General features: G+C 29.9%; 6 protein-coding genes. 5 read left to right on the top strand and 1 reads right to left on the bottom strand.

What is annotated here, in order from left to right; genetic code table 11:
* Positions 1 to 124: 124 nt before the first annotated feature.
* Positions 125 to 871 (bottom strand): hypothetical protein, encoded by a 747-nt coding sequence (locus L8D11_RS02665; RefSeq protein ID WP_236870133.1) that lies wholly within the window; start codon positions 869 to 871, stop codon positions 125 to 127.
* 140 nt (positions 872 to 1011) lie between these two features.
* Between L8D11_RS02665 and L8D11_RS02660 the strand changes: the two genes are divergently transcribed.
* Genes L8D11_RS02660 through L8D11_RS02640 form a run of 5 tightly spaced genes read left to right on the top strand, consistent with a single transcriptional unit; the run spans position 1012 to position 6826 of the window.
* Entirely contained in the window at positions 1012 to 1626 is a 615-nt protein-coding gene (locus L8D11_RS02660) for an NADH-quinone oxidoreductase subunit J (RefSeq protein WP_236870132.1), read from the top strand.
* On the top strand, positions 1623 to 1943 hold the full coding sequence (nuoK, locus tag L8D11_RS02655; protein WP_236870131.1) for an NADH-quinone oxidoreductase subunit NuoK: 321 nt from the start codon (positions 1623 to 1625) through the stop codon (positions 1941 to 1943). The genes L8D11_RS02660 and nuoK overlap by 4 nt, the downstream gene beginning before the upstream one ends.
* A gap of 8 nt (positions 1944 to 1951) precedes the next feature.
* Positions 1952 to 3886 carry an NADH-quinone oxidoreductase subunit L gene (gene nuoL / locus L8D11_RS02650; protein WP_236870130.1) on the top strand — a complete coding sequence of 645 codons (1935 nt, stop codon included), beginning with the start codon at positions 1952 to 1954 and terminating at the stop codon, positions 3884 to 3886.
* 8 nt (positions 3887 to 3894) lie between these two features.
* Positions 3895 to 5385, top strand: coding sequence for an NADH-quinone oxidoreductase subunit M (locus L8D11_RS02645; protein ID WP_236870129.1), 1491 nt, complete (start codon positions 3895 to 3897; stop codon positions 5383 to 5385).
* Between the two features lies 1 nt (position 5386).
* On the top strand, positions 5387 to 6826 hold the full coding sequence (locus L8D11_RS02640) for an NADH-quinone oxidoreductase subunit N (RefSeq protein WP_236870128.1): 1440 nt from the start codon (positions 5387 to 5389) through the stop codon (positions 6824 to 6826).
* Positions 6827 to 6950 lie beyond the last annotated feature (124 nt).

The raw sequence follows: 6950 nt of genomic DNA, 5'->3' as shown, positions 1-6950 counted from the left end.
CTTACTCTTCTCTATACGTTCTTCTGCTTCTCTTACTAAAAATGACATTTTGCCTCCTCTTTCGTATGTACTTATCTTTTCATTCTATCATATATGTTTCTTTCTGCCTATTATGCAATGGTCTTTAAAATGATTCAAGCTCTTCAAAAGCATTATCTATTGTCTGACTTACATCAATCTTAGCTACTCTTTCAAGTTCTTTGATAAAGTTATCGTTTAGTTTCATTTCCCTCGGGAATTCTCTAAAATGATTTGTTGGGCCAAATCCTGGTAAATGCTGTGATATTGAGTGCGGAGCTATTTCTCCTCTTAGAGAATTAAATGCAGCTCCAAAATCTATGCGCACCAATTTTGGATCTTGATTTGGTTTTCTCACTACACCTATATTTCCCCAGTGAACATCAAAATCTCCAATTAATAATGAAGTAACCATCACTTCTGGAAAACCAGTGTATCCATTATATTTCAACCCTTTCCTAAAGGCGCTTTTTCCACTACCAATAGAGCCTACAACTCTAGGTCTATCTTTTGGTGGTACCTTTCCTTCATTAGCATAAATATCTTTATATAAATCTTTATAATTATCAAAAAAAACTGAAACTAGGTAGATATCAGAGTCTACTTTTTCAACTCCTTTATCCGATTCAGGAATTCTTGCTAATAACAGTTCAGGAGAGTGATTAGGAACAGTAGCATTATGTATTCTGGCGCCTAAAAATTCAGCTATATCTTGGGCATAGTTGTCTTGCTTAACTAATGCTGTCTTGTTTCCAGATGTATAAACGCCACCAAAATTACCAGAAGGCCTTGCACCACCTTCTTTTTTACCGAATTTAATCCAGGCGCTATTATTGATTATTATTTCAGGCATATATCATTTAAGTTATCCCATCGTATCTCAACCCTATTAATTAAATAAAACTAAGTCAAATGAAATAACTTGATTTTTTATGGTATAATCCTGTAAATTGAACATGTAACTTTGAATACGTAATTTACGAAATATTTATAATGATTTCATTTTTAGTATATTTTTTAATGATGCTAGTATTGTTCACATCATTAATAGTTATTTTTTCAAAAAATCCGATTCATTCTGTATTGTTTTTAATAGCAACTTTTTTTTGTTCTGCAATTTTGATGGTGATGTTAGAAGCTGAATACATTGCAATGACAACAATTATTGTATATGTAGGGGCTGTAGTAATATTGTTTCTTTTTGTAATTATGATGCTTGATATCAGTAATGATGATTTAAAGAAATCATCCAACAAAATTACTCCTTATGTGGTACTATCATCAGTAGCATTTTTAGCTGTCATTATTTATGCACTATACAAATCAGAGGTAAATTTTGACGCTATTACTCTTTTAAACAATAGAGATATAGCACTATTTGATAATTCGCTGCAATATATTGGAACTAGATTATATACTGAATACATACTAGAATTTCAAATTGCAGGAGTAATACTATTCTTAGCTATGATTGGCTCAATAACGCTAGTACATAGAAAATCAGATAGAATAGTTAAAAAGCAAAATATTACTCACCAAATAATGAGAAGTAAGGAAGAATCGTTGGATTTAATGGACGTTAAATCAAGGTCTGGGATAAAAATATGATATTAATAGGTGATGTCTTAATTAATCATTTTTTGATCTTTACTTCTATATTGTTTTTGATAGGTATATGCGGAATAATGATTAATAAAAAAAGTATTATCAATATTTTATTTTCAATAGAAATTATGTTACTCTCTGTAAATTTAAATTTCGTGGCTTTTTCTAAAATGCTACAAGATATTACAGGGCAGATTTTTGTGATATTTATATTGACTATAGCTGCAGCTGAAGCATCTATAGGTCTTGCAATATTAATTTTGTTTTTTAGAAATAAAAAGAATATTAGCATAGACGAAACTAAAGAGCTAAGAGGGTAGGGCATAGCATGTTTACTATTGAGCATTTAGCAATATATACACTGTTTTTACCCATAGTAGCTTCTGTTGTTGTTGGCTTGGGCACACGTACTTTAATCGTGGAGATGTCCCAAATTATAACCATCACTTCAATTTTAGTCTCTGCAGTTTTTTCTGTCGTGATATTTAATTATGTCGCACTCAATCATAACATAATTCATATAAAACTAATGAAATGGGTGGATGTATCATTTTTTCAGGCATCATGGTCTATTTATATTGATTCCGTTACGGCAGTTATGTTGTTGGTGGTTAATTTAGTATCTTTATTGGTTCATATATATTCAGTGGGATATATGTCGCATGATATGCACAGGCAGAGATTTATGGCATACTTATCTCTATTTACGTTTTTCATGCTAATTTTGGTAACGTCAGACAATTTGTTACAACTTTTTGTAGGATGGGAAGGTGTTGGATTAAGTTCGTTTTTATTAATAGGATTTTGGTTTGAAAAACAAAGTGCCGCTAATGCTGCAATCAAAGCTTTTTTAGTTAATAGAGTTGGTGACATAGGACTAGCTTTATCTATAATTTTAATAGCGATAACTTTTAAAACTATTGAGTATCAACAAATATTTACAAATTTAGACAAGGTTTATGATAGCTATTTCTCTTTATTTGGCATAGAATTTTCTATGATTGACACTATTTGTGTATTGATGTTTATAGGTTGTATGGGGAAATCTGCGCAATTAGGGCTACACACATGGTTACCAGATGCTATGGAAGGTCCAACGCCAGTGTCAGCACTGATTCATGCAGCAACAATGGTTACGGCTGGAGTGTTCTTATTGGTTAGGTGCTCCTTTATGTTTGAGCATTCACAAATGGCATTAAATATAATAACAGTTGTAGGTGCTTTGACCTGTTTATTTGCAGCATCAATTGCGATTGTGCAAAATGATATTAAAAAAATAATAGCTTATTCTACTTGTAGTCAATTAGGTTATATGTTTTTTGCTTGTGGAGTTTCCGCATATTCAGTAGCAATGTTTCATTTGATGACACATGCATTTTTTAAAGCTCTGTTGTTTTTAGGGGCAGGGAGTGTTATTCATGCAATAAACAATGAGCAAGATATAAGGAAGATGGGTGGGTTATATAAATTATTACCACGTTCATACATTTTAATGTGGATAGGTTCATTAGCACTGGCTGGAATATATCCATTTGCTGGGTATTTTTCTAAAGACTTAATATTAGAAAATGCATATTTAGCTCAAACAAAATTGGGAGATTTTGCATTTTTAATTGGAATAATTGCCGCTTTTTTAACGGCTTTGTATTCTTGGCGACTTATAATCTTGGTCTTTCATAAAGAATCTAAACTGGAAAAAAAGATTATTGAAAATATTCATGAGGCACCAATTTCAATGATGATTCCAATGATTGTTTTAGCAATGGGGGCAATATTTAGTGGTTATATTGGTGAATATGTATTAAAAATGGCAAGTGCTTCCAGCAGTTTCTGGAGTGGTGCAGTAGCTATTGCAATGAGGCATGAGAGTGAGGTTCATATTTTGCCTGTACTCATAAAATACATGCCATTAATTATTGGAGGCTTAGGTATTATGGTGGCCTATTTACTTTATTTAAATAATAAAAATTTACCAAATTATATATCTGATAGGCTCAAATTAATTTATAGGATTTTGCTAAATAAATATTATTTTGATGAAATTTATAATTTTTTATTTGTTATAAGTATCAAAAAAATTAGCAATTTATTTTGGAAAATTGTCGATAATAGTATTATTGATGGTATACCAAATAGTATAGCTAGGTTTGTGTATAATTTTTCTCGGGTCTCACGTCGCCTACAAACAGGAGTGATATATCATTATTCGTTTGTTATGTTTATTGGTATATTAACGATAATTTGTTTTGTTATATTTGGTTAATGTATAGTATGTCAATTTTAACGTATTTGATATTTTTACCGTTACTAGGTGCAATTTTAGTGTGTTTAGCTAATACCTATAATAAAAAATTAAATAATACTGTTTATGTTTTAGTTTCAGCTATTCAATTCGTACTTGGAATTTTTATGTGGTCAAATTTTGATCCAAAAAATCCCAATTTCCAATTTGAAGAAAAATTTATATGGTTTGAAAAATGGAATGTGTATTACTCATTAGGAATTGATTCTTTTTCCCTATATTTTATTTTACTTACAATTTTTCTCATCCCTATATGCATATTTGTGGGTTTAAGGCCTATAAAAGAAAATAAAGCTCTATTTATTTCACTTTTTTTAATATTAGAATCATGCGTGATTGGTGTTTTTTCCGCTAGAGATTTAATTTTATTTTATGTATTTTTTGAGGCATTTTTAATACCAATGTATCTGATTATAGGTGTATGGGGCGGTAAAAATAGAGTGTATGCTTCAATTAAATTTTTTATCTATACTCTCTTTGGTTCAATTTTAATGTTATTGGCAATTTCTTATATATTTATTAATGAACCTACTACTGATATATCAGAATTGGCTAAATACCTGCAAAATTATCCACTTGAAATACAAAAATTATTATGGCTAGCCTTTTTCATTTCTTTTGCAATAAAAATTCCATTATGGCCATTTCATACGTGGTTACCAGATGCTCATGTGGAAGCCCCAACAAGTGGTTCTGTAATCTTAGCAGGTGTATTATTAAAGGTTGGAGGTTATGGATTGCTTAGATTTAATTTACCTATGTTTCCTGACGCATCAATATATTTTTCTGAATATGTATGGTGGTTAGGTATAATTGCAGTTATATACACATCGATTGTAGCATTAATGCAAACTAATATGAAAAAGATGATAGCATATTCGTCTGTTGCACATATGGGGTATGTGGTTGCTGGTATTTTTACTTTTAATCAAATAGGGATTCAGGGTGCAGTTTTTCAAATGATAAGTCATGGCTTGGTTTCTAGTGCACTTTTTTTATGTGTAGGAATTTTATATGAGCAGGCGCACACTAAAGAAATTCAATTATATAAGGGGCTAGCTAAGAGGGCACCTAAATTTTCTTTACTATTTACTGTATTTGTGATGGCTTCCATAGGTTTGCCAATTACATCTGGTTTCGTTGGTGAATTTTTAATTTTATTGGCTGCTTTTGAGGTGAAGGCTATATATGGTATTATGTTAGCATTGGGGATGGTATTGGGTGCTTCATATATGCTATGGCTGTACATTAGAATAATTTTTGGAGATGAGAGAAAATTATTAATGATAGTACAGGATATAAAGATGCCTGACCGAATCATATTAACTATAATTGCTATAATGGTGATTTTTATAGGAATTTACCCAAAAATCATCAATGATTATTCATTTAGAAATTCAGTTAATCTAGTTCACTCAATGAATTTATCTGAATCTATAAAATTAAAAAATGGATTATGAGATGATATTAAAGAATTTATTAACTAACACATATTACATTTCACCCGAGATAATAATATTATTTGGAATTTTTGTAACAACGCTAACAGGAGTGTTTATCAAAAAAAATTCTGTTGGCACCACATGTAATTTAGTCATTTTAACTTTTATTATTAGTGTTTATCAAATTTTAAGTATAGGACAAGGGCAGCATTTACTATTTAATAACTCAATAATTATATCTGAGTTTACTCAATTTAGTAAGGTAGTTATATTGCTTTGTAATTGTGTAATCTTGATTATCTTTCATTACTTTGGCTATAAATCAACTAATAAATTAGCATCTTTTGAGATACCAATAATCATTGCACTGGCAACGCTTGGAATGTGTATTTTTGTTAGTAGTAATAGTTTGTTGTCTTTTTATCTGGGGTTGGAGCTATTTAGTCTGGCTATATACGTACTTATTGCAACAAATAAAAATGATGGTAAGTCGATTGAAGCAAGCTTAAAATATTTTATTCTAGGTGCTATAAGTTCTGGAATATTTTTATTTGGTGCATCTCTAATTTACGGTAATGCTGGAACAATTAATTTTGATGAAATAAGTTTTATATACCTCACAAATTATTGCACTAATTTTTGTTTTGACAGCCAAAACTTAGTGCTATTAACAGGTTTTATTTTGCTTGTAATTACCGTAATGTTTAAGCTTTCATTATTTCCCTTTCATAACTGGACTCCTGATGTTTATGAAGGCTCACCAAGCTCGATAACTGCGCTACTTGCTTCTTCAGCTAAATTTGCTGCACTAGTTATATTTTTGAGATTAGTATTTGAACCACTGATTATTATTAAAGAACAATTACAGCAAATATTAATTATTATTTCAATTTTATCCATCTTGTTTGGAAATATTATTGCCTTAGTACAAGTTAATATTAAAAGACTGATTGCATATAGTGCAATTGGTAATATGGGTTTTATTTTGATGAGCGTAGTTTCCTGTAACAAAAGCTACTTAGAGTATACGATTTTTTATGCGATAACTTATATGATTCAAATTTTAACGTTTTTTGCTTTGATTGTATTTCTAAATCGCAAAGCGAATTTTTATTATAAATTAGAAGAATTAAAAGGTATGTATAAAAACAATGCCTTCGTCTGTTTTTCGTTAGCTGTTATATTATTTTCAATGGCAGGTATACCGCCTTTGGTAGGATTTTGGGCTAAATTTTATATATTCATTATATTAATAAAATCAAAAGCTTATTACTTAGCTATTATAGCATTTATTGCCACAGTTATAGGTGCTGTGTATTATATAAATGTTATTAGAAAAATATATTTTGATAAAGAGCAAAATGATATAATTCTCCCAAAAATAAGGTTAAATATAATAGAAATGTTAGTTATCTCATTAGGTGTGGCATTTAACATTTTATATGTATTATTTCCGTAAGGCCGTTGCATAAATGCAAAGCAAGGAAGATATGCAATAAATGGATTTAAAAAATTAGATTCATATAAAGAAGAACGATAAGTTTGGTATAAAAGCTGATAGAATAATAGGAATTCAAGAAAGT

The sequence above is a fragment of the Candidatus Bandiella numerosa genome (assembly GCF_021811875.1).
GTDB lineage: Bacteria > Pseudomonadota > Alphaproteobacteria > Rickettsiales > Midichloriaceae > Aquirickettsia > Aquirickettsia numerosa_A.
Note: the sequence above shows the minus strand (reverse complement) of the source record. Positions and strands in the feature narration are given on the sequence as shown.

Bases quoted from the DNA above. Each gene is read 5' to 3' on its own strand.
- L8D11_RS02665 (WP_236870133.1), bottom strand. From the start codon at position 871: ATGCCTGAAATAATAATCAATAATAGCGCCTGGATTAAATTCGGTAAA.
- L8D11_RS02660 (WP_236870132.1), top strand. From the start codon at position 1,012: ATGATTTCATTTTTAGTATATTTTTTAATGATGCTAGTATTGTTCACA.
- nuoK (WP_236870131.1), top strand. From the start codon at position 1,623: ATGATATTAATAGGTGATGTCTTAATTAATCATTTTTTGATCTTTACT.
- nuoL (WP_236870130.1), top strand. From the start codon at position 1,952: ATGTTTACTATTGAGCATTTAGCAATATATACACTGTTTTTACCCATA.
- L8D11_RS02645 (WP_236870129.1), top strand. From the start codon at position 3,895: ATGTCAATTTTAACGTATTTGATATTTTTACCGTTACTAGGTGCAATT.
- L8D11_RS02640 (WP_236870128.1), top strand. From the start codon at position 5,387: ATGATATTAAAGAATTTATTAACTAACACATATTACATTTCACCCGAG.